General features: G+C 70.3%; 22 protein-coding genes. 9 read left to right on the forward strand and 13 right to left on the reverse strand.

Annotated elements, in window-relative coordinates:
- The 3 genes from AC3DEV_RS11495 to AC3DEV_RS11505 all read right to left on the reverse strand — a co-directional run.
- Positions 1 to 394: hypothetical protein (locus AC3DEV_RS11495; protein WP_061917909.1), on the reverse strand; the 394-nt coding region annotated here is incomplete at its 3' end.
- 138 nt (positions 395 to 532) lie between these two features.
- Positions 533 to 3,568: a leucine--tRNA ligase gene (locus AC3DEV_RS11500; protein ID WP_488372198.1), complete on the reverse strand. Its 3,036-nt coding sequence runs from the start codon at positions 3,566 to 3,568 to the stop codon at positions 533 to 535.
- Positions 3,569 to 3,690: 122 nt separating this feature from the next.
- Complete coding sequence (locus AC3DEV_RS11505) at positions 3,691 to 4,206, reverse strand: DoxX family protein (RefSeq protein ID WP_488372199.1); 516 nt, start codon at positions 4,204 to 4,206, stop codon at positions 3,691 to 3,693.
- Between the two features lie 82 nt (positions 4,207 to 4,288).
- On the opposite strand from AC3DEV_RS11505, the gene AC3DEV_RS11510 reads away from it, so the two are divergent.
- The 4 genes from AC3DEV_RS11510 (at position 4,289) to AC3DEV_RS11525 (ending at position 6,664) form a co-directional block, all read left to right on the forward strand.
- Positions 4,289 to 4,804, forward strand: coding sequence for a MarR family winged helix-turn-helix transcriptional regulator (locus AC3DEV_RS11510; protein ID WP_488372200.1), 516 nt, complete (start codon positions 4,289 to 4,291; stop codon positions 4,802 to 4,804).
- A complete protein-coding gene (locus tag AC3DEV_RS11515) occupies positions 4,801 to 5,394 on the forward strand; it encodes an SdpI family protein (protein ID WP_488372201.1) in 594 nt (197 codons plus the stop codon). Before AC3DEV_RS11510 ends, AC3DEV_RS11515 begins: the two co-directional genes overlap by 4 nt.
- A 138-nt stretch (positions 5,395 to 5,532) precedes the next feature.
- The gene (locus tag AC3DEV_RS11520) at positions 5,533 to 6,102 is read left to right on the forward strand and encodes a hemerythrin domain-containing protein (protein ID WP_206473919.1); all 570 of its coding nucleotides are present in this window, start codon (positions 5,533 to 5,535) and stop codon (positions 6,100 to 6,102) included.
- 88 nt (positions 6,103 to 6,190) lie between these two features.
- A complete protein-coding gene (locus AC3DEV_RS11525) occupies positions 6,191 to 6,664 on the forward strand; it encodes an SRPBCC family protein (RefSeq protein WP_488372202.1) in 474 nt (157 codons plus the stop codon).
- Here the strand turns inward: AC3DEV_RS11525 and AC3DEV_RS11530 are convergent.
- Positions 6,661 to 7,035 (reverse strand): DUF202 domain-containing protein, encoded by a 375-nt coding sequence (locus AC3DEV_RS11530; RefSeq protein ID WP_488372203.1) that lies wholly within the window; start codon positions 7,033 to 7,035, stop codon positions 6,661 to 6,663. The two genes, AC3DEV_RS11525 and AC3DEV_RS11530, sit on opposite strands and share 4 nt — an antisense overlap.
- A complete protein-coding gene (locus AC3DEV_RS11535; RefSeq protein WP_488372204.1) occupies positions 7,032 to 7,451 on the reverse strand; it encodes a YidH family protein in 420 nt (139 codons plus the stop codon). Before AC3DEV_RS11535 ends, AC3DEV_RS11530 begins: the two co-directional genes overlap by 4 nt.
- Positions 7,452 to 7,519: 68 nt before the next feature.
- Here AC3DEV_RS11535 and AC3DEV_RS11540 point away from each other — a divergent pair, with 68 nt between their 5' ends.
- Positions 7,520 to 8,524 (forward strand): bile acid:sodium symporter family protein, encoded by a 1,005-nt coding sequence (locus tag AC3DEV_RS11540; protein ID WP_067720134.1) that lies wholly within the window; start codon positions 7,520 to 7,522, stop codon positions 8,522 to 8,524.
- Positions 8,525 to 8,557: 33 nt separating this feature from the next.
- Here AC3DEV_RS11540 and AC3DEV_RS11545 read toward each other — a convergent pair whose 3' ends face one another.
- The 3 genes from AC3DEV_RS11545 to AC3DEV_RS11555 all read right to left on the reverse strand — a co-directional run bounded on the left by AC3DEV_RS11545 (position 8,558) and on the right by AC3DEV_RS11555 (position 10,775).
- Positions 8,558 to 9,130: a VanZ family protein gene (locus tag AC3DEV_RS11545; RefSeq protein WP_488372205.1), complete on the reverse strand. Its 573-nt coding sequence runs from the start codon at positions 9,128 to 9,130 to the stop codon at positions 8,558 to 8,560.
- 84 nt (positions 9,131 to 9,214) lie between these two features.
- Positions 9,215 to 10,066 (reverse strand): alpha/beta fold hydrolase, encoded by an 852-nt coding sequence (locus tag AC3DEV_RS11550; protein WP_396444700.1) that lies wholly within the window; start codon positions 10,064 to 10,066, stop codon positions 9,215 to 9,217.
- Between the two features lie 10 nt (positions 10,067 to 10,076).
- Positions 10,077 to 10,775, reverse strand: a complete 699-nt coding sequence (locus tag AC3DEV_RS11555) for a type 1 glutamine amidotransferase domain-containing protein (RefSeq protein WP_488372206.1) — start codon at positions 10,773 to 10,775, stop codon at positions 10,077 to 10,079.
- Between the two features lie 948 nt (positions 10,776 to 11,723).
- Here AC3DEV_RS11555 and AC3DEV_RS11560 point away from each other — a divergent pair.
- A complete protein-coding gene (locus AC3DEV_RS11560) occupies positions 11,724 to 12,026 on the forward strand; it encodes a hypothetical protein (protein ID WP_488372207.1) in 303 nt (100 codons plus the stop codon).
- A gap of 120 nt (positions 12,027 to 12,146) precedes the next feature.
- Positions 12,147 to 12,704 (forward strand): GNAT family N-acetyltransferase, encoded by a 558-nt coding sequence (locus AC3DEV_RS11565; RefSeq protein WP_488372208.1) that lies wholly within the window; start codon positions 12,147 to 12,149, stop codon positions 12,702 to 12,704.
- A 36-nt stretch (positions 12,705 to 12,740) separates the two neighbouring features.
- Here the strand turns inward: AC3DEV_RS11565 and AC3DEV_RS11570 are convergent, their stop codons facing one another.
- A complete protein-coding gene (locus AC3DEV_RS11570) occupies positions 12,741 to 13,193 on the reverse strand; it encodes a MarR family winged helix-turn-helix transcriptional regulator (RefSeq protein ID WP_301162497.1) in 453 nt (150 codons plus the stop codon).
- A gap of 72 nt (positions 13,194 to 13,265) precedes the next feature.
- Here AC3DEV_RS11570 and AC3DEV_RS11575 point away from each other — a divergent pair, with 72 nt between their 5' ends.
- Complete coding sequence (locus tag AC3DEV_RS11575; protein WP_488372209.1) at positions 13,266 to 14,510, forward strand: cytochrome P450; 1,245 nt, start codon at positions 13,266 to 13,268, stop codon at positions 14,508 to 14,510.
- 9 nt (positions 14,511 to 14,519) lie between these two features.
- On the opposite strand, the gene AC3DEV_RS11580 is transcribed toward AC3DEV_RS11575, so the two are convergent.
- Together AC3DEV_RS11580 and AC3DEV_RS11585 are read right to left on the reverse strand one after the other, a co-directional pair.
- Entirely contained in the window at positions 14,520 to 14,855 is a 336-nt protein-coding gene (locus tag AC3DEV_RS11580) for a branched-chain amino acid transporter permease (RefSeq protein WP_488372210.1), read from the reverse strand.
- The gene (locus AC3DEV_RS11585; protein ID WP_260486125.1) at positions 14,852 to 15,556 is read right to left on the reverse strand and encodes an AzlC family ABC transporter permease; all 705 of its coding nucleotides are present in this window, start codon (positions 15,554 to 15,556) and stop codon (positions 14,852 to 14,854) included. The genes AC3DEV_RS11580 and AC3DEV_RS11585 overlap by 4 nt, the downstream gene beginning before the upstream one ends.
- An 84-nt stretch (positions 15,557 to 15,640) precedes the next feature.
- On the opposite strand from AC3DEV_RS11585, the gene AC3DEV_RS11590 reads away from it, so the two are divergent.
- Complete coding sequence (locus AC3DEV_RS11590; protein ID WP_488372211.1) at positions 15,641 to 16,072, forward strand: VOC family protein; 432 nt, start codon at positions 15,641 to 15,643, stop codon at positions 16,070 to 16,072.
- A gap of 44 nt (positions 16,073 to 16,116) precedes the next feature.
- Here the strand turns inward: AC3DEV_RS11590 and AC3DEV_RS11595 are convergent, their stop codons facing one another.
- Positions 16,117 to 17,373, reverse strand: coding sequence for an MFS transporter (locus AC3DEV_RS11595; RefSeq protein WP_488372212.1), 1,257 nt, complete (start codon positions 17,371 to 17,373; stop codon positions 16,117 to 16,119).
- Between the two features lie 76 nt (positions 17,374 to 17,449).
- Entirely contained in the window at positions 17,450 to 18,082 is a 633-nt protein-coding gene (locus AC3DEV_RS11600) for a YqgE/AlgH family protein (RefSeq protein ID WP_067720162.1), read from the reverse strand.
- Between the last annotated feature and the right edge of the window lie 80 nt (positions 18,083 to 18,162).

The following is an 18,162-nucleotide window of genomic DNA, read 5'->3' on the forward strand; positions in this document are numbered from 1 at the left end:
AGCTCCTCGTGCTCTCGCCGCTGCTGCTCGGTCCAGTCGGGTCCTCCCCGTCGTCGGCCACGCCAAGTGAGTGCATGACCGATATAGCTTTTCCCAGCGCATCAACGACCTTGCGCTCGGAATCCAACTCCGTTTCCAGCTTGGCGATTCGGGCGTTCAGACGCCTAACCTCAGCTGCATCTTCCCTGGTCATCTCCCCAGTCTGACGCGGGATGACGTTCCCGTCGAGGTCACCGTCAGCCAACGCGGCCACCCACCGCCGCATCTGCCACTCAGCGATCCGGTGCTCCTGCAGAAACGCGGCCTTGGTGCCATACCGGCACTCGACATACTCAAGCGCCAACCGCCGCCTCTCCTCAACGCTGCGCTCGCGTGATGGAACAACCACCGTCATCTCGACACCCTCCCGCCAGCGCCCATCGCCGACTCACAACCAGCCTGAGCCACAGGGGGCTACCCGCACGGGAGTAGCGGATCCGGAATCCGGATAGCGGATTCAGGGTCAGATCTGGGGCCAGATCCGGGGCCGGACTCAGGGGACGATGTTGACCATCTTGCCCGGCACCACGATGACCTTCCTGGGCGCCGCGCCACCGAGGTTCTCCTGCACCTTGGCATCCGCCAGGGCCGCGGACTCGACATCAGCGGGCGTGGCGTCGGCGGGAACGGTGATGCGCGAGCGCACTTTGCCCTTGATCTGCACCGGGTACTCGACGGAGTCCTCGACCAGGTAGGACTCGTCGTGCTCGGGGAACGGCCCGTGGGCCAGCGACCCGGTGTGCCCGAGCCGCGACCACAGTTCCTCGGCCAGGTGCGGGGCGACGGGCGCCACCATGAGCACCAGCGGCTCGACGACCGAGCGCGGGGCGCCCGGTCCCTCGGTCGGGTAGGTCTTGGTCAGGGTGTTGACGTACTCGATGAGCTTGGCGATCGCGGTGTTGTCGCGCAGGCCGGCGAAGTCGTCGCGGACCCCGGCGATGGTCTTGTGCAGCGCCTTGAGCACGTCCTCGCCCGGCGCGCCGTCCGCCGACTCGGTGTCGGTGACGCGGACCTCGCCGGTGTTCTCGTCGATCACCACGCGCCACAGCCGCTGCAGGAAGCGGTGCGCGCCCACGACGTCCTTGGTGGCCCAGGGCCGGGAGGTGTCGAGCGGGCCCATGGACATCTCGTACACACGCAGGGTGTCGGCGCCGTAGGAGTCGCAGATCTCGTCCGGGGAGACGGAGTTCTTGAGCGACTTGCCCATCTTCCCGTACTCCTGGAACACCTCGATCTCGGCGGCGTCGGCGCCGGCGGAGGTGTCGGTCCAGTAGAACTTCCCGTCGCGCTCGGTCACCTCGGCCGCCGGCACGTAGACGCCACGGGCGTCGGTGTAGGCGAAGGCCTGGATGTAGCCCTGGTTGTACAGGCGGCGGTAGGGCTCCTCACTGGTGACGTGGCCCAGGTCGAACAGCACCTTGTGCCAGAAGCGGGAGTAGAGCAGGTGCAGCACGGCGTGCTCGACGCCGCCGACGTAGAGGTCGACGCCGCCCGGGTCGTTCGCGCCGTGGGTCTCGGGCCGGGGCCCGGTCCAGTAGCGCTCGTTCTCCAGTGCGCACAGCTGCTCGGAGTTGGTGGGGTCGATGTAGCGCAGCTGGTACCAGCTCGAGCCGGCCCAGTTGGGCATGACGTTGGCGTCGCGGGTGTAGGTCTGCAGGCCGTCCCCGAGGTCGAGCTCGACGGTCATCCAGTCGGTGGCCTTGGCCAGCGGCGGGGACGGCACGGAGTCGGCGTCGTCGGGGTCGAACGAGACGGGCTTGTAGTCCTCGACCTCGGGCAGCTCGACGGGCAGCAGCTCGTCGGGCAGGGCGTGGGGCACGCCGTCGGAGTCGTAGACCACCGGGAACGGCTCGCCCCAGTAGCGCTGGCGGGCGAACAGCCAGTCGCGCAGCTTGTACTGGATGGTGCCCTCGCCGGTGCCCTGGCCCTCGAGCCACGCGATGGTGGCGGCCTTGGCCTCGTCCACGGCCAGCCCGTCGAGCACCAGCCCGCCGGAGTTGGTGGAGTTCACGGCCACGCCGTCGCCGGTGAAGGCCTCGGCCTGCACGTCGATCTCCGAGCCGTCCGCCGGCGCCACGACCTGCACGATGGGCAGTCCGAAGGCTCCTGCGAACTCGTGGTCGCGGGCGTCGTGGCCGGGCACGGCCATGATCGCGCCGGTGCCGTAGCCCATGAGCACGTAGTCGGCGACGAACACGGGGATCTGCTCGCCGTTGACCGGGTTGATGGCGTGGACGCCGAGGAAGACGCCGGTCTTCTCCTTGTTCTCCTGGCGTTCCAGGTCGGTCTTCTGCGCTGCGCGCCGGCGGTACTCCACCACGGCCTCGGCGGGCGAGGAGTGGCCGCCGGTCCAGCGCTCGTCGAGCCCGCCCCCGGCGCCCGCACCGGCCGCGCCGGTCTCCGGCCAGAACGGGCCGGCCAGCTCGTCGACCAGCGGGTGTTCGGGCGACAGGACCATGTAGGTGGCGCCGAAGAGGGTGTCGGGGCGGGTGGTGAACACCTCGATGGACTGGTCCGCCACGGCGAAGCGGACGCGGGCGCCCTGGGAGCGGCCGATCCAGTTGCGCTGCATGGACTTGACCTTGTCGGTCCAGTCGAGGCGGTCGAGATCGTCGACGAGCCGGTCGGCGTAGGCGGTGATCCGCATCATCCACTGGCTCAGGTTCTTGCGGAAGACGGGGAAGTTGCCTCGCTCGGAGCGGCCCTCGGCGGTGACCTCCTCGTTGGCCAGGACGGTGCCCAGCCCGGGGCACCAGTTGACTGTGGAGTCGGAGAGGTACACCAGCCGGTGGGCGTCGAGGACCTTCTCCTGCTCGGCGCGTGAGAGCTCGGCCCAGTCGCGGCCGGCGTGCTCGCCCGGCAGGGGGCGGGAACCGGAGACGAACTGCTCGACCAGCTCGGCGATGGGCCGGGCGCGGCCGGTGCGGGTGGGGTGCTCGCCGCCGTCGATCGCGCGGGCGGGGGCCTCGGGGTCGTACCAGGAGCCGTGGATCTGCAGGAAGATCCACTGGGTCCAGCGGTAGAAGTCGGTGTCGGTGGTGGCGAACACGCGGCGGCGGTCGTGGCCCAGGCCGAGGCGGCCGAGCTGGCGCTCCATGTTGGCGATGTTGGCCTCGGTGGTCACGCGCGGGTGCTGACCGGTCTGGACGGCGTACTGCTCGGCGGGCAGGCCGAAGGCGTCGTAGCCCAGGGTGTGCAGGACGTTGGTGCCGAGCATGCGGTTGTAGCGGGCGAAGACGTCCGTGGCGATGTAGCCGAGCGGGTGGCCGACGTGCAGCCCGGCGCCCGACGGGTAGGGGAACATGTCCTGGACGAAGAGCTTGTCCTCGGGCGGGGCGGCGCCGTCCGGGTCGGCGAGGGGGCCGACGGGGTTCGGGGCCTCGAACGTGCCGCGCTCGGCCCATTCGGCCTGCCAGCGCGACTCGATCTGCCCGGCCAACCCGGCTCCGTAGCGGTGGGCCGGTCCGGTGTCGGACTGCGGTCCGGTCTCGGACTGCACGCCGGTGGCGGTCTGGTCGCTGCTGCTCACGGTTGTCTGCTCTCCCTGGTATCGCCGGTGCCCACACGCAGGCGGTGTCCAGCCTAAACCCTGGGGCGGGTCGGGCCGCGTCAGCGTGTGGGCACCGCCCCGTCGGCCGAGGGCGGGGTTGATCAGCCCCTGGCGGCGCGACGCCCGGCGATGAGGGCGTCGAGGCTGTAGCGCCCGGTGCCGACCAGACCGAACACGGCGACGGCCAGGCCGATCACGGCGACGAGCTCCCAGCCACCGTCGGCGGCGTAGATGCCGGCGGCCTTGTGGACGTAGGCGTAGGCACCGACCATGACGACGACGACGAGGACGGCCACCGCCTGGGTGAGCAGACCCAGAACGAGCAGGATGCCGCCGACGAGTTCCGCGGCACCGGCGAACGCGGCCGCGGCCTGGGCTGCGGGGACGCCGACCGACTCGAAGAAGGCGCCGGTGCCGTCCACGCCGTTGACGAAGATCTTCTGCCCGCCGTGCACGATCAGCACGGCGCCCAGCAGGACACGGGCGAGGAGCAGGCCGAGGTCGCGGACGACCGCCGGCACGGGCAGCAGGCGGGTCTCGACGGGGGCCGGGGGCGCAGTGGCCGGCCGCGTGGCGGTGGTGGTGTCGGCGGTCGTGGTGGCGGTGTTGGCGGTCATGCGACTCCCTCAGTAGATGATGTGACACACATTCCTAACCGGGCCCTATGTGTTGTGTCAACTAACCGGGTACGCTGGGTGCATGGCTGAACAGGTTCCGGGTCAGGACGTGCGATGGTTGGACGACGAGGAAAAGGCGCTGTGGCGTGACTACCTCGCGATCCAGGGGCGCCTGCATCTGGAGATCCAGCGCGACCTCAAGACCTCGTCGAGCCTCACGGAACCCGAGTTCGAGGTGCTGGTCTACCTCAGCGAGGCCGACGGTCCGCTGCGGATGACCGCGCTCGCCGACGCGTTGCAGTGGGAGCGCAGCCGCCTGTCCCACCAGGTCACCCGGATGGTCAAGCGCGGACTCGTGGAGCGCACCAGCTGCCCCGACGACGGCCGCGGGGCGTTCGTGTCCACCACCGACGAGGGCATTGCCGAGATCGAGAAAGCCGCGCCCGATCACGTCGCCACGGTGCGGCGGGAGTTCCTCGACCGCCTCAGCGCGAAGGACAAGCGCGAACTCGCCCGGTTGCTCGCCCAGGTCCGGGGTCCCGGCGGGGCTGAGTCGAATCGGAGATCCGACGCCGCGGGCGTACCCTCGGTGGCGTGAACGCAGTGCTCGTGGTGGTCATGGTGCTCCTCGTGGGGCTCGCCCTCGTGCTCGCGGGCACGGGTGTAGCGGCGCTCGTCGGCAGACTGCCCGGCAACGGCGTCCTGGGCGTACGCACCCCGGAGACCCGCCGCTCCCCCGAGGCCTGGGAACTCGCCAACCGCGCCGCCGCCCCCTCGTTCCTCGGCGCCGGTCTCGTGCTGCTGCTCGGTGCGCTCGCCCTGGGACTGATCGGCGGTTGGGTCGGCGGCCTCGTCGTCGTCGTCTCCCTCGTCGCCTCCCTCGCCCTGCTCAGCGTCGCCGGCCTGGCCGGGGCACGCGCGGCGGCCAGGTGGGACGCCACATCCGGCGACCAGGGCGGCTGTGGCTGCGGCCCCGACGGCTGCGGCGGCCACTCCGCCGGCGCAACAAACCCCGCCGCCACCGACGCCTCGACCTGCGGTGACGCGGGCTCCTCCCCCGACGGCGCCGCCACCTGCTCCCCCGCCGGCTCCACGCCCGGCGACCCCGCCGCGGACTGCGGCGTCACCGGCGGCTGTGGCAGCTGCGTCCTGCAGGGCATGTGCGAGACGGAGAGCACGGGCCACTGACCCGGCCGCGAGCCGGCCACTGGGCCCCCACCGAACCGGCCCCCGGCTCCTCCGGTGGCCGTCGGTCCGGTGGCCGTCGCGCACGGCCGCCTCTACGGTCGAAAGGTCCATCCGTCTCACACCGCGAAGGAGAGCCTCATGGCCGACACCGCAGCCGCCGGGGACGTCGTAGACATCCTCACCGCCGACCACCGCGAGATGGTCGGACTCCTCGAGTTGATCGAGGACACCGCCGACCCGGAGGAGCGCCGCTCGCTGGCGGACTCCGCCATCGCCGAGGTCGTACGCCACTCCGTGGCCGAGGAACTGTTCGTCTACCCCGTCTACGAGCGCGAGGTGCCGGACGGCACGGACGAGGTCGAGCACGACAAGGAAGAACACCAGGAACTCGAAGAGGTGATGAAGGAGCTCGAGGGCCTGGACGCCGGGAGCGCCGAGTTCATCGCCACCGTGAAGCGGTTCAAGGAACTCCTCGACCACCACGCCGACGACGAGGAGTCGGACCAGTTCCCCAAGATGCGGAAGCACATCTCCGCCGAGGACCTGGTCGACCTGGGCCGCAAGGTCGAGGCCGCCAAGAAGATCGCCCCGACCCGGCCGCATCCCGGTTCACCGCACTCCGAGTTGTTCCACATGACCCTGGGGCCCGGCGTCGGCATGGTCGACCGCCTCCGCGACGCCCTGAGCGGGCGGGCCAAGAACACCTGAGATTCTCCGACCGGCATCGACGTTCGCCCGCCCGGGGCCGGCGACGGGCGCACAATGGATTCCACGATCACACGGTGAGGAGTCCGCCATGGCAGGCGAATACTCGATCAGCCGAACAGCCGTCCTCGACGCCCCCGCCGCGGCGGTGTTCGCCCAGCTCGAGGACTTCCATGCCTGGGAAGACTGGTCGCCGTGGGAGAACGTCGACCCGGGCATGGAGCGCCGGTACAGCGGCCCCGAGCGCGGCGTGGGCGCCCACTACGAGTGGTCCGGCAACGCGAAGGCCGGTGCCGGCTCGATGGAGATCGTCGACGCCTCCGCGGGGCGCCAGGTCGTGATCGACCTGAGGTTCAGCAAGCCCATCAAGGGCATCAACCCCACCACGTTCACCCTCGTCCCGCGCGGTCCGGAATCGACCGAGGTCGCCTGGCACATGACCGGCCGGCGCGGACCTCTCCTGCGCATCATGAGTCGGCTGATCAAGATGGACAAGGTGCTGGGCGATCAGTTCGAGCAGGGCCTCGCCTCGCTCGGCCGGGCCGCCCGATCGGGTCACAGCTAGCCGGTCACCAGGCTGGTGAGCACGGCGACCAGGCCGCAGGTGGCCATCACGACGACCAACACCACCAGACCGACGTTGTGGGCCGCCCGCGTCTGCGGCACCTCGGCCCCGCGGACGAAGCGCCCGACCCGCCGCTCGTGGTGACGCTGCACCCGGAGCAGCGCCAGCAGCGGGACCACGGTGAGCAACGAGAACACCGACGCCCAGAACACCGACGTCTCCGCCACCAGCTTGGCGATGAGGATGATGTTCACGCCCACCACGGCCCACGTCCGGGCCCACGACAGGCTGGTGCGCTCGGCGGCCAATCCCGCGTCGGGCGGCACCGCCCGCGGCTCCACGCCGATCCGCCGCTGCCGGGGCGTGCTCATGCGAAGGTGCCGCCCAGGATCGCCACGATGAGCAGGACCGCGCCGATCGAGATCCCCAGCACCAGCAGGATGGATGCCTGCGGCATGGGCAGCGGCCGCTGGTGACGCATCGAGGCCTCGATCCGGATCCACCGCCGGAACGCCACGATCGCGAGGACCGCCGCCAGCACCAACAGGATGCAGGCCAGCGGCGTGCGGACGATCTCCGGGATCTCATCCCCCGCGAAGGCCTCCATCGCCACCGCGCCCGCCGTCAACCCGAGGCTGGTGCGGATCCACGCCAGGAAGGTGCGCTCGTTGGCGAGCGTGAACCGGGGGTCCGGTTCCTCGCCGTCCCGCAACGCCCTGGGCCGCCACCCCTCCGGGGCCTGTCCGGCCTGTCCGGTCTGTCCGGCCTGTCCGGTCTGTCCGGTCATCGCCTGCGCTCCGTCATGGTGCCGAGCCTATCGGTCGGCCCCCGCCGCCCTGGTGGTGGAATAGGCGGATGGGCATTCTGCGTCGTCTCCGGATCGAGCCGTTCATCCTGGCGATCCTGGCGGCGGTGGTGGTCGCCGCGTTCCTGCCCGCCACCGGTGGCGCGGCCGACGCGCTCGACTGGGTGACGACGATCGGCATCGCCGTGCTGTTCTTCCTCTACGGCGCGCGCCTCGAGCCCCGCGAACTGGTGGTCGGTCTCACGCACTGGCGGCTCCACTCGGTCGTGCTCGCCTCGACGTATCTCCTGTTCCCGCTCCTCGGTCTGCTCGGCCAGTGGCTTCTCACGCCCGTGCTCGGCGCCTCCCTGGCCGCCGGGTTCCTGTTCCTCACCCTGGTCCCGTCGACCGTCCAGTCGTCCATCACCTTCGTCGCGATCGCCCGCGGTCACGTCAGCGCGGCGGTGGTGTCGGCGTCGGTGTCCAACCTGCTGGGGGTGGTGATCACTCCCCTGCTTGTGTTCGCCCTCATGACCACCGACGGGTCCGTGGTCATCACGTGGGACTCGGTCGGCACGATCGCCCTGCAGCTGCTCCTGCCGTTCGTGGCGGGCCAGCTCCTGCGGACCTGGGTCCTGCCGGTCATCCGCAGGATCAAGCGGATCGCGCTGTTCGACAAGACCGTCATCGTGCTGGTGGTCTACGCGGCGTTCTCCGACGGGGTCGCCGACGGGATCTGGTCGACGATCGGCGCCGCCGAGCTGGCCTGGTTGATCCTCGCGTGCTGCGTGCTGCTCGCGGTCGTGCTGGGTCTCACCGAACTCGCCTCCCGGGCCCTGCGTTTCGAGGACCGGGACAAGCGCGTCGTGCAGTTCTGCGGGTCCAAGAAGTCGCTGGCCACGGGTTTGCCGATGGCGGCCGTGCTGTTCGTCGGCCAGCCGATCGGGCTCCTGGTCCTGCCGCTGATGCTGTTCCACCAGATCCAGCTGATCGTGTGCGCGTGGCTGGCCGGCCGGTACGGGCGGGCCGCCGACACTGACGCCGGCGCCGGCACCGACCCCGGCGCGGGAGCGTAGGGGGCGCCAGGGGCGCGACGACCCCTCCGCGGGTCACCGCGCCGGTGACCTGCCCGTCCCCAGCTCCACCACTGCGGCGGGGTCGCCCAGGCGCGGCCCGAGGACGACCAGAACGGCGAACACCGCAGCGGTGACGAGCGCCAGGCCGATCCACAGTGAGTGGAGGCGCGGGCCGCAGGCGCGCGCTATGAGGGCGCCGACCAGCGCCCCGGCGGTGTTGAACAGCAGGTCCGTGACGTCGGAGTGTCCCAGGGCGAGGGCGTACTGGAGGACCTCGACCGTCGCGCTGATCGCCGCTCCGGTGACGACGACGACGAGGACCGCCCCGGCTCGGCTCTCCAGCAGGATGTACAGGAGCACCCCGAGCGGCACGAAGAAGGCCAGGTTGCCGAGCGCGTCGAACACCGGGCCGAACCAGGTCTGGGCGTCCCCTAACTGGGCGAACGGTACCCATTCGACCGAGCGACCGCGCTGGGATTCCGGCCGCCACAGCAGACCGATCACGAAGTAGGCCTTGAGCATGGTCAGCGCCACCACCACGGCGCCGTAGGCGACCACGGCGAGCGCGGCCCAGCCTCGGACCTTCGACTCTGTCGGTTGCGTCACGGGCACAATCCTCACACGGGCCCCGGCAACGGCGGCGGTCCCGGGTCCGGCCGGGACCGCGAGCCCCGGGCGCTCTGGGCCCGGTCAGCCCCGGTGGGCGTCGAGGAATGCCCGGAGTGCCGCGGCGACCTCGGCCGGGCGTTCCTCCGGCGCGAAGTGGCCACAGTTCTCGATGAGGTGCAGTTCGCTGCCGGGGATCGCGGTGTGGAGTCGGTGCGCCCAGTCGGTGACCTGCCAGGTGTCGTCGGCTCCCCAGAGCAGCTGCACCGGGATCCGACCGAGCCTGTCCAGCTGGTCGGAGATCTCCAGCGTGTGGCGCGGGTCGTAGTGCGCGACCTGGTGCCGGAAGAAGCTCGGTTGGCCGATCGGACCGCTGATGAGGTCGACGTACACCTCGAGCGCGGCGGGGTCGAAGTTCGCCGGGTCGCTGTGCGTGGACAGCAACCAGTTCCGGAAGTGCGCCCGGTGCTCGGCGTCCGGCGTGCGGGCCAGCTCGTCCAACCCGTCGGCCATCTGTTGCCGGGTCCGCTCGGAGGGGTAGCTGTCGAAGCTCACCACGTCGATGAGGGTCAGGGACCGCAGGCGCCCGGTCGACTGCACGCCGAAGCGTTGCGCGATCCCGCCGCCGATGTCGTGGGCCACCAGGTGGAACGTGTCGAGTCCCCACTCCCCCAGCAGGCCCTCCAGGATGGCGACCTGCCCGGTGATCGACGTGTCGACGTCAGGGTCCCGCGGCCGCTCCGACAGCCCGTATCCGAGGAGGTCGAAGACGTGGACGCGGTACCCGGCGCCGGTGAGGACGGGCACCACGTCGCGCCAGATGTACGACGACGAGGGCGTTCCGTGGAGAAGGACGACGGGTTCGCCCTCGCCGTGCACGCCGAACGAGATCCGGTGGCCGCCGATGACGGCGTGCCGGTCGACGATGTGGCTCACCGGCACGGAGTCAGCCGAGGTCGGAGACAATCCGCTTGGCGAGCTCCTCCGAGGACTGGGGGTTCTGACCCGTGTAGAGGTTGCGGTCCACCACCACGTGCGAGCCCCACGGCTCGGCGGCGGAGGAGTAGTCGGCGCCCAGCTCGACGAGCTTGTCCTCGAGCAGCCAGGGCGCGCCCTCGGCCAGGCCGACCTGCTCCTCCTCGACGTTGGAGAACCCGGTCATCTTGTATCCAGCGAACGGCGAGGACGACGCGTCCTCCGAGGCCGCGAGCACGGCCGCGGGGGCGTGGCACAGCATGGCCAGCGGCTTCTCCGCGGTCACCCGCTCGGCGAGAATCGCACCGGAGGTCTTGTCCACGGCGAGGTCCTGCAGGGGACCGTGACCGCCCGGGTAGAACACGACGTCGAACTCGTTGTGATCGACGGAGGCCAGGTCGGCCGGGGAGTCCAGGACGGGCGCGAGCCGGTCGAGCGAGGCCTTCACCTTGTCCAGGGTCTCCGGGTCGCCGGCGCCTTCGCCGAGGCTGGCCTGGTCGACGGTGGGAGCACGCCCACCCGGGGTCGCGACGGTGACGGACCAGCCGGCGTCGGTGAACACCTCGTACGGGGCCACGAACTCCTCGGCCCAGAAACCGGTGGGATGCTCCGACCCGTCCTTGAGGGTCCAGTGGTCGGCTGCGGACATGATCATCAGTACGTTAGCCATGCCGCGACAGTACGGATCTCGGGGCGACTCGCAACTGGTCGCTCCATATCAGTGTGGGTCACATTCATCTGTGATCCCGGTCACGCATCAGAGCCTTCTCACGCAATTGTGATGTCACCGCGATTCACTTACCGATCGCTGTTACCTGCGGGTTCGCCTGATTCCTTGAGTTAGGCGACATATCAGCAGGTCACAGGATTATTCGCCAGGTGATCTCGTTAGTGAGGAAAACGTTGAGGCACCGCCGACACAGTCTTAATGTTCACGCCGCATGAGCTGAGGGGTTCAGCATCCGCCCGGACGAATGGCGCACGGGCATATGACTCGAGGAGGGGTGCCCATGCGGTCAACGCGTCCGCCATTCGCCCGATCCATGTCGCTCATGGTTCTCACCGGATTGGCCCTGCTCGGGTTTTCGGCGGGAGCGGGAGCAGCTTGGCTCTCCGGGGGGACGGCGACAGCCACAGCGGCTGGGCCGGTGGCGTCCTCGGTGCAGCAGTCCGGCCTCACATCAGCCGCACCCTCCCCTACCTCGACGCAACCTTCGTCCTCCACCTCCGCGACCTCGACCGCGCCGGTGAGCAGCGAGCGACTGCCTTCGTCGAGACGCGAGCCGTCGCCGGCCCGCCCGGCCGCCGCGCACGCGCCGGTCGTGCCAGCTCCGCCGCCGGTCGTCCGGGCGCCGGTGTTCCCCGCGCAGCCGGCCGCTCCGGCCCCGTACCGGCCCGCACCGGCGCCCGCTCCGGCTCCCGCGCCAGCGCCTGCACCAGCGCCACCGGCCCCCGAAACCATCACCATCGACCTCGGCGGACGCGGGGAGATCATCCCCCAGGCGCCAATCGCCCCCAAACAACTTCACCTCGGCTGACGCTCATCCGACCGCCAGCTTTCTCACAGTAGGAACGAAAGGGAACAATCGTGGATCCGATCTCACTTCTCATCGCGGGAATGATCGCCAACGCAGCCATTCCGGCCGGGGCCGCATCTGCCGCGCCTGCCGTGGCAGGTGCAGCTGCGGCAGTGGCCACCGCCCCCGCTTGGGCGGTTCCCGCGGGGATCGTCGGCACCGGCGTTGCTGCCGGCGGCGGGTCAGCGGCACTCGGACTGGGTGGCGCTGTGGCGGGCAATCCCCACGCGGCGACCGGCATCGAGAACGCCATCCAGTACGAGATGAACAAGGCGAAGGACGCCGCTGCCGGGTCCGTCAACAACCTGAACCTCCCGGGCGTTCCGCACATCTCGTTCAACTGAATCGGTACGACAAGCGGTCAGCCGAATAGCGCAGGCTGCGCACCCCGCGTGGTTGATCTCCTCGCCGCCCTCCCCCCGCGAATGTTGGGTCTGGGAGGGCGGCGGTGCTTCAATAACCCGATGACCAGCGTGACCTACTTCCAGCAGACCGACGCCGACCACCTGCGTCCCGCTGGCCGTGCGGAGCTGACCATCTCCCGCGTCTTCCCCGCCGAGCCGTCGTTCAACTCGCGGATGTACCGCGAGATCGGCGTCGACTGGAACTGGGTCGATCGGCTGGAGTGGGCGGAGGGCGACTGGGCCTCGTACTGCTCCGACCCGTGCGTCAGCACGCTGCGTGCGACCCGGGGCGGCGAGGTCGTCGGGTTCGCCGAACTCCGCATGAGCCCCTGCGACGAGACCACCGGCCCGCCCGCCGACAACGCCGACGGTGCCGGGGACGACGGCGTCGACGTGGAGATCGTCTACTTCGGCCTGCTCCCCCAATTCGCCGACCGCGGCCTGGGCGGCTGGTTCCTCTCCGAGGTCTGCCGCATCGCCTGGAACGTCCCCGGGTGCCGCCGGGTGTGGCTGCACACCTGCGACGACGACTCCCCCGCCGCCGTCCCCAACTACCTCTCCCGCGGGTTCGTCGAATACGCCCGCGCGGACACCGGGTGCGCTACCTGCTCCGCCTGATTCAACGGCCGGCGTCACCCAACGGCCGAGCTCGACTCACTGCTCGGGGAGCCGGCTCAGCGCCCGCCCACTCATCCGGGAAACCAGCTTCTCGGACACCGCTCCGAACGCCTGCAGCTCGTCGTCGTCGAATCCTTCGAACAGCCAGTCGGCCAGGCCGACGCGCGCCGTCACCACCTCGTCCACGATCCGGCGTGACTTCTCCGTCAGGTTGACCAGTCGCACCCGCCGGTCGTCCGGCGGCATCGTGCGCTCCACGTGCCCGCTGGCCACCAGACCGTCCACCAGCGCGGTCACCTGGCGCGGCGAGCAATCGAGATACGTGGCGAGTTCCACCTGCTTGCACTCGCCCTGCAGACCCAGGACGAACAACAGCTCGAGCCGCGGCACCGTCAGGTCGTAGTTCGCCGCCGCGCGCGCGATCGATCCCGACATCTGCTCCGCCAGCATCAGAGCGCGGTCGAGAATCTCACTCGAGGATAGTGCCACGTGTATATAGTTACCACTATTCACGGTTTCATCCCCGCCAGACCCGGCGGGCGACCAGCCCCAGGAGACACCATGGACGTCACCATCCCGGCAGGCTTCGACTTCACCGACCCTGACCTGTTCGAGAAGCGGCTCCCCCACGACGAGTGGCGCAAGCTCCGGCAAACCGAACCGATCCACCGCGTCGACAAGCGCGCGGGCTCCGACGGGTTCGACGACGACCACTACTGGCTGGTCACCAAGCACGCCGACGTCAAGGAGATCTCGCGCCTGACCGGGGAGGTGTTCTCCGCCGGGGAGAACACGATGATCCCGCGGTTCGCCGAGGGCACCGACCGTTCGATCATCGAGGCGCAGCGGTCGATGCTCGTCAACGAGGACGGGGAGATCCACAAGAAGCACCGCCGGATCATCTCCCGCGGGTTCACCCCCCGCGGTGTCGCCGGGATGCGCGACGAGCTCGCCGACCGGGCGCGCAAGATCGTCACCGCCGCCGCCGAGTCGAACGCCGACGACTTCGTCACCTCCATCGCCTCCGAGCTGCCACTCCAGGCGATCGCCGACCTGCTGGGTGTGCCGCAGGAGGACCGCCACAAGATCTTCGAGTGGTCCAACATCATGACCAGCTACGACGCCGGCGGTGACCCCGACGCCCCCGCCATCGCGTCCATGGAGCTCATCGGGTACGCCAACGCCATGGCCGAGGACCGTGCCGCCAACCCGCGGGACGACATCGTGACCAAGCTCGTCCAGGCCGACGTCGACGGCGAACACCTCTCCGCCGAGGAGTTCGGTTGGTTCGTCACCCTCCTGGCCGTGGCCGGGAACGAGACCACCCGCAACGCCACCACCCACGGCATGGTCGCGATGCTCGAGCACCCCGAGCAGTGGGAGCTGTTCAAGCGCGAGCGGCCCGAGACCGCCTACGACGAGATCCTGCGGTGGGCCTCGCCGATCACCCAGTTCCAGCGCACCGCCATGGAGGACACCGAGATCGGAGGGGTGTCCATCGCCAAGGGCGACCGCGTGCTCATCTGTTACGGGTCGGCGAACTTCGACGAAGAGGTCTTCGACGACCCCTTCAGCTTCAACATCCTCCGTGATCCGAACCCGCACGTGACCTTCGGCGGCCAGGGCCCGCACTACTGCCTCGGCGCCAACCTCGCGAAGATGCAGCTCGAGCTGATCTTCAACGCGGTCGCCGATTACTTCCCGGATCTGACCGCGCTCGGCGACCCCACGCGGCTCCGGTCGGGGTGGCTCAACGGCCTGACCGAGTGGAAGGTCGACCTGGGCACGTGCCCGGTGGTCCACTGAGCGGCAGGCTCACACCAGCAGGGTCTGCAGCAGCATGTAGGTCGCGGTCCCCAGCACGATGCTCGCCGCGGCCCGTCGAAACGCGAGGTGCACAGCAAGAGTGAGCCCCAACGCGACGGCCGCCGGCACCCACGAGCCGAGCTCGGTGGTCGTGTCCCGCAGGGTGTAGACCACCAGCACGACCATCACGCCGGCGGGCATCGTGCGGCCGAGGTAGCGGACAACGCCGGAATCGCGGAGGCGCGTCAGCGCCACGAACGGGGCGGCCCGCAGCGCGAGCGTCACGAGGAACATCACGCCCAGCCCGGCGAACAGGTAGGCGGTCCCGGGAACGGCGGCGGTCACGTCGCGTCCCGCCCGGCACGCGTGTTCCAGACGTAGCGCAGCAACAACACCACGACGAACGCGCACAGGCCCACGATGAGCATCTGCCCGGGCGCCACCACCGCCGCGACCAGGCCGCAGAGCAGGCCGATCACCGGCGCCGGCAGGTCTCCCGAGGAGCGCCACGCGTCCACGGCCAACACGGCGAACAGGGCGGTCAGCGCGAACTGCAGCCCGTCCAGTCCTTCCGGCAGCGCGGATCCCACGAGCGCTCCGACGATGCCCGGCACCACCCACAGCGACTGGCAGGTGATCGCGATGGTCATCGTCCGGGCACCGGTCATCTCCACGCGCCGCTTGGTGGCGGTGATCGCGTACACCTCGTCGGTGAGGGCGTAGACGGCGTAGAGCCGGCCGAGCCGCGAGCGGATGGCCTCGATCGGGAAGCTCAGCCCGTAGAAGACGTGTCGGAAGTTCACCAGGAACGCCGCGGCGGCCAGCGAATACAGGGGAGTGACCGCGGTGAGCAGGCCGATCGCGAGGAACTCCATGGAGCCGGCGTAGATGACGATCGAGAACACCGGCGCCCACCACCAGTCGAACCCCGCCTGCGTCATCAGCACCCCGAACGCCAGACCGAGCGGGACGAGTCCCAGGCCGACGGTCGAGCAGTCGGCAAGACCCTTGCGGATCTCTGCGCTGGTGGAGGGGGCGTGCGGCACGCCGGGCAGTCTAGCCAGCCACGATTTGGCATCACCCCCGTCGGAGCCCTTCCGCCCTCGCGCCCGTCGGCGCAGACTCTGAGCATGAGCGCACACCAGCCCGGGGCCCCGCCCGCCCCCACCGTGTGGCACTGCTTCCAGTGCTCGGACGCGCGCGCCGTCATCGACTGGTTGGTCGAGGCCCTGGGACTCGTCGAGACCGTCTCCCATGCCGAGGACGGCCGCATCGTGCACGCCGAACTGCTGTGGCCCGAGGGTGGCGGCATCATGCTCGGTGACCAACGGCCGGGGCCGGATGATCCCCATGCGATGCCGCCGGGAACCGGGTTGGCCTATGTGGTCACCGCCGACGCGGACACCGTCTACGAACGCGCGCGGGCCGCGGGCGCCGAGATCGTCATGGAGCTCCACGACACCGACTACGGGGATCACACCTTTTCCGCCCGCGACCCCGAGGGCAACGTGTGGTCGGTGGGTCAGTACCGAGGCGAACCCCTGCCGACCGGGACGTCCTGACGCAGCGGCCGTCGGGGCAGGCCCGGCCCGCGACCAGCCCCTCCTCAGACCCGCACGACGTCTGCGCGCGGTACCAGCGGGATCGCCACCGCGGCGACCACCGCCGCGCCCGTGAACACCGGCCAGTAACCGACCGCCTCGATCACGGCAGCGACCAGGGGAGTGGACGCCGCGATCGCCACGAACTGCGCGGTGTTCTGCACGCCCAGCGCGCGCCCGCTCCACCGCGGGCCGGCGTATTCGGCGACGGCGGTGAACGCCAGGCCGTTGTCGGACACCGAGAGGACGGTCGCGACCACGCCGAGCGTCACGGCGATCACCCCGGGGGCTCCCAGCGCCTCGGCCACAGCGAGGGCCGCCAGGCCGCCGGTGACCGAGACCGCCACAGCGCGAAGGGGTCTCACCCGCGATCCGACCCGATCCGACACCGCTCCGGCCACGATCCTGGCGACCGCCCCGAGCACCTGGCTCACCGTCACCACGATGCCCGCGGACACCGCCGACCAGCCGTGCCCGAGCACGAGCCACGCCAGCAGGAACGCCTGCAGCATGCCCTGCGGCAGGACGAGGAGCACTGACGCGCCGTGCACCCGGGCCAGGTAGCCCGAGCCGCGGTACGGCGACCCGTCCGCCGGGGGACGGGTCGCTGACGCCGTGCCGGTCACCGTGGGAACCGCGGCGCTCGGCGCCGACGGGGGAGCAGGCGGGGGAGCAGGCGGGTCGGTGACGACGACGAGGGCCGCGACCGCCGAGACCACGGCCATGGCCAGGGGTACCGCGAAGGCCGCGGCCAGACCGTACGACTGAGCGAGGAGCGGCAAGGTCATGGCCGCGACCGCGGATCCGGCAGGCTGCGACATCTGCCGGACTCCCATGGCGAGCCCGCGGCGGTGGGCCGGGAACCAACTGACGACCAGCCGCCCGCTCGCGGAGTTCCCCGAGGCGGTGAAGGCGCCGGTGACCAGCAACAGGATCGCCAGCAGCGTGAACGACTCGACGAACAGTGCGGCTGCCAGGGCCAGCGCGGCACCGACCGAGCCGGAGACCAGGACCAGCTTCTCGCTCGTCCGGTCGACGAGCCAACCCCACGCGATCAGCGCCGTGGCCATCCCCACCAGCGGCATCGCGACCAGCACCCCGGCCCGCGAGAGTGACAGCCCTTCGACGGTCGTGAGGTGGGGGAGCAGGAAGCCCACGCCGACGACAAACGCCGAGCCCGACGCCGCGACGAACGTGGCGACCGCCAGCACCAGCCAGTGCCGCGGGGTCACCGCGGTCGACTCACGCTTCACCGTCTCCACCTGCAAGAGCCTAGACTCAATCCCACAAACTAGAAACTGTATCCCATATAATGAGACTCATCCGGGGCGCCGGCCGTCAGTTGACGTCCCCGTCCTGCAGGAAGGTGGCGTACAGCGGCAGCGGCATCTCCTGACGCCGCAGTACCGCACCCCACACGTCGACGCGGGCGGGGGCGAGCAGGTCGCTGGGCAGGCTGGGGGCGACGTACCAGTCGCCGCGGTCGAGTTCGTCCTGCAGTTGCCCGGGGGCCCAGCCGGTGTATCCGACGAACACCCGCATCCCTTCGACGTGGTCGCGCAGGAGATCGGGGTCGCTGTCCAGGTCCACCACGTGCACCCGACCCTCGATCTGCTGGAGCCCGACGAACCGGTCACCGTCCACGCCGGAACCGAGCACCACCAGCGCGATCCCGGTGTCGGGTTTGACCGGACCCCCGATGTGGAAGACGGACGGGGGAGCGCAGATCTCGGCCCAGGCGGGCAGGATCGACTCCACCTCGGTCTCGCTCGGGCGGGTGATGACGACGCCCAGGGAGCCCGAGTGGTCGTGCTCGATCATGTAGATGATCGCGCGCTGGAAATTGGGATCGGGCATGTCGGGCGCCGCGATGAGCAGCGACCCGGCGACGGGATCACGCTTGTCCATCGCGGAGTAGAGGCGGTCGCCGAACAGGCCGCCACCGCCCAGATCGTCCGGTCCCGTGTCCATGTCCCCATGATGCCCCCGTCGCCGACGACCCACACGCGCGTCCCCTCGATCGGGTCCCGCCGCGATGGTCGCCGCCCGTG

The organism is Dietzia sp. IBK-p2-15D (assembly GCF_057773105.1).

Bases quoted from the DNA above. Each gene is read 5' to 3' on its own strand.
- AC3DEV_RS11505 (WP_488372199.1), bottom strand. From the start codon at position 4,206: ATGACCGCCAACACCGCCACCACGACCGCCGACACCACCACCGCCACG.
- AC3DEV_RS11510 (WP_488372200.1), top strand. From the start codon at position 4,289: ATGGCTGAACAGGTTCCGGGTCAGGACGTGCGATGGTTGGACGACGAG.
- AC3DEV_RS11520 (WP_206473919.1), top strand. From the start codon at position 5,533: ATGGCCGACACCGCAGCCGCCGGGGACGTCGTAGACATCCTCACCGCC.
- AC3DEV_RS11525 (WP_488372202.1), top strand. From the start codon at position 6,191: ATGGCAGGCGAATACTCGATCAGCCGAACAGCCGTCCTCGACGCCCCC.
- AC3DEV_RS11530 (WP_488372203.1), bottom strand. From the start codon at position 7,035: ATGAGCACGCCCCGGCAGCGGCGGATCGGCGTGGAGCCGCGGGCGGTG.
- AC3DEV_RS11535 (WP_488372204.1), bottom strand. From the start codon at position 7,451: ATGACCGGACAGACCGGACAGGCCGGACAGACCGGACAGGCCGGACAG.
- AC3DEV_RS11540 (WP_067720134.1), top strand. From the start codon at position 7,520: ATGGGCATTCTGCGTCGTCTCCGGATCGAGCCGTTCATCCTGGCGATC.
- AC3DEV_RS11555 (WP_488372206.1), bottom strand. From the start codon at position 10,775: ATGGCTAACGTACTGATGATCATGTCCGCAGCCGACCACTGGACCCTC.
- AC3DEV_RS11560 (WP_488372207.1), top strand. From the start codon at position 11,724: ATGATCGCCAACGCAGCCATTCCGGCCGGGGCCGCATCTGCCGCGCCT.
- AC3DEV_RS11565 (WP_488372208.1), top strand. From the start codon at position 12,147: ATGACCAGCGTGACCTACTTCCAGCAGACCGACGCCGACCACCTGCGT.
- AC3DEV_RS11575 (WP_488372209.1), top strand. From the start codon at position 13,266: ATGGACGTCACCATCCCGGCAGGCTTCGACTTCACCGACCCTGACCTG.
- AC3DEV_RS11590 (WP_488372211.1), top strand. From the start codon at position 15,641: ATGAGCGCACACCAGCCCGGGGCCCCGCCCGCCCCCACCGTGTGGCAC.
- AC3DEV_RS11600 (WP_067720162.1), bottom strand. From the start codon at position 18,082: ATGGACACGGGACCGGACGATCTGGGCGGTGGCGGCCTGTTCGGCGAC.